Source organism: Desulfovibrio sp. 1188_IL3213, from assembly GCF_036763145.1.
Classification (GTDB): domain Bacteria; phylum Desulfobacterota; class Desulfovibrionia; order Desulfovibrionales; family Desulfovibrionaceae; genus Desulfovibrio.
Genome location: NZ_JBAIYR010000352.1, coordinates 1 through 2,390 on the forward strand (window position 1 = coordinate 1; position 2,390 = coordinate 2,390).

Annotated in this window: 3 protein-coding genes and 1 pseudogene; 1 reads left to right on the forward strand and 3 read right to left on the reverse strand. The window is 61.0% G+C overall.

The window, feature by feature from the left end; translation table 11 throughout:
* From V6C16_RS11310 to V6C16_RS11320, 3 genes and pseudogenes are all read right to left on the reverse strand, one after another.
* A pseudogene (locus V6C16_RS11310) lies at positions 1-185 on the reverse strand (septum formation inhibitor Maf); the annotation flags it as partial.
* A gap of 75 nt (positions 186-260) precedes the next feature.
* The gene (gene yfcE, locus V6C16_RS11315; protein WP_333543249.1) at positions 261-827 is read right to left on the reverse strand and encodes a phosphodiesterase; all 567 of its coding nucleotides are present in this window, start codon (positions 825-827) and stop codon (positions 261-263) included.
* Positions 827-1,048: a Trm112 family protein gene (locus V6C16_RS11320; protein ID WP_333534281.1), complete on the reverse strand. Its 222-nt coding sequence runs from the start codon at positions 1,046-1,048 to the stop codon at positions 827-829. Before V6C16_RS11320 ends, yfcE begins: the two co-directional genes overlap by 1 nt.
* 133 nt (positions 1,049-1,181) lie before the next feature.
* Between V6C16_RS11320 and V6C16_RS11325 the strand changes: the two genes are divergently transcribed.
* Positions 1,182-2,042: a PHP domain-containing protein gene (locus V6C16_RS11325; RefSeq protein WP_333543251.1), complete on the forward strand. Its 861-nt coding sequence runs from the start codon at positions 1,182-1,184 to the stop codon at positions 2,040-2,042.
* The last annotated feature ends 348 nt before the right edge of the window (positions 2,043-2,390 follow it).

Sequence of the window (2,390 nt, forward strand, 5' to 3'; positions counted from 1 at the left end):
GTATAGGCGTCCGGCAGTTCTCCGGGGCGGGGCGAAGGCTCTGCCCCGGCGGGATTCGCCAGATCAAAGGAGAGGCCCCATTCGGCAAGGAATTGGCGGCGACGCGGCGAGGCCGAGGCCAGCACAAGCCTGTAGCCTGGGGCCAGGGAAAAAAGAGCGGGACGTGAGGCGTGATTTTTGGGCATGCGATCGTCTAGCTATAAGATAGTTGAAGCGGAAGGGCAGGCCGAGGGCCGCGCAAAGGCTGGTGCGGCAGTGCCTTATGCTTCGGCAGTGGCCGGGACATGTCGGAGCACTTCGCGGTCCTGCATGTCCAGCACGCGAAAAACGCCGTCCGCATAAAAACCGTAGCTGCGCGGCGAGCCGCCCTTGGGCAGCGAGAGGGAGCCGGGATTCCAGAAGTGCAGGCCGTCCAGGGTTTCGCCTCTGGGAATGTGAGTATGCCCGCGCAGGATGACCGTGCCGGGCTTCAGGCCGGGGCAGGGCGGATTTTCCGGCAGGTGATGCCCGTGGCTGGCGAAAATGCGCAATCCGTCAGCTTCAAGCCAGGCGTTTTCGGCCACGGGAAAGGGCAGAAGTGACAGGTCAACCTCGGCATCGCAATTGCCGCGCACCGCGCTGACCGGGCAGGGCAGCGCCGAAAGGTCGGGCATTTCGCGCAGAACAGAGGGCGTGTCATAGCCCTGGGGCAGAGGGTTGCGCGGGCCGTGGTAGACAAGGTCGCCCAGCAGCACCAGCAGGTGGGGCTTTGTCTGGCGGGCTTTTTCTATAAGAAAGCGCAGGCTTTCAATGGAGCCGTGCAGGTCAGAGGCAATAAGCAGGCGCATCAGGAACGCTCCCTGGCCTGGGGATGGCGGGCGTTCCAGGTGGGTCTGTCTTCAGCTTCTTCCACCAGCATGACGGGGATGTCTTTCCGCACGGGGTACACCACCTGGCAGGCCGCGCAGGCAAAACCTGCCACAGTTTCGCTTTCTTCCAGGGCCGTGAGGCTGCCCAGGCATTTGGGGCAGGCCAGAATACGCAAAAGTTCTTCTGTATTAATGGGCATATGCGTTCTCTTTTGAGGTAGGCTCGGTTCGTTATGGCCCAATAGTATACCGTGATGCCTCTTCCAGTTCAAGGCTTGCACCCTATTGATATTTTGCGCTATTAATAACAGTCATCCCTTAAGGTAGTATTTTATGGAACTGGTTGATCTGCATACCCACACGAGGGCGTCCGACGGTACTGACTCTCCGGCGCAACTCATGGCAAAAGCCGCCGAGGCGGGCCTCAGGGCCATTGCCGTTACAGACCACGATACGCTTTCCGGCCTGGACGAGGCCGCTGCCGCCGGGCGCGAACTGGGGGTGGAACTGATTCGTGGTTGCGAAATTTCCACAAGCACAGAATTGGGCGAATTGCATATCCTGGGGCTGTGGTTGCCTGAGCAGCCCGAAGCCCTGCTGCAGAATCTTGCCTTTTTGCGCGAAAAGCGCGGCGAGCGTAATGAGGGTATTGTGCGCAAACTGCAAGACCTGGGGCTTGATGTCGGCATGGAAGAAGTGCTGGCCGCAGCCAAGGGCGAAAGCGTGGGGCGGCCCCACATTGCCGAGGTGCTGCTGCGCAAGGGCTATGCCAAAAATATCCGTGAGGTTTTCAAGGAATTTCTGGGTAACCACGGCAAGGCCTATCTGCCCAAGGAAGTGCTGGAGCCGGAGGCAATCGTGCGGTTGCTGGCGGATCTTGGCGCAACCGTGAGCCTGGCGCACCCCCTGTTGTGGAAAGCGCCGCCCGGATGGCTTGAAGGGCAGGTGGCCCGTCTGAGAGATTGCGGCCTGAACGCCATTGAGGCGTGGCACAGCGAACATACCGAAGCGGATGTGCGTACCTGCCTGGCCCTGGCCAAGCGCTTTGACCTCGGCATCAGCGGCGGTTCGGACTATCACGGCATCAACAAGCCCGCCATCCAGCTCGGGCGGGGCTACGGCGGACTGCGCGTGGGCGTGGGCGTATTGGACGACCTGCGTGAGCGCCGCATAAAGATGGGGCTGCCGGTCTGACCTGATGCATGATAATGGCCCTGCGTCGTGCCGGGCAGCGCCGGTTTTTTTGCGACTGCCCACCGGAACCGGTATGTGCCGCTTTCCTTCCGCCATCACCCTTTCTCACATCTTGCGAAAAAACTTCCGGCGCGTTACAGCGGCCTTGAGTTTGCCGTTTTTTTCCGGCCGGAAGGCTCCGGGGCATTTGCCCCGGCAGACCGCGCCCACACTGGCCGGTTTTATTGCATAGTCTTTATCCGGGACACGCGGACATGCGAATTTTACACAAGCAGCAACCCTTGCCGCCCCTTGCCGGCCCCCGCCTTGAACCCCATCCGTTTCGTGGCGCGGGCGTTTTGCCCGACA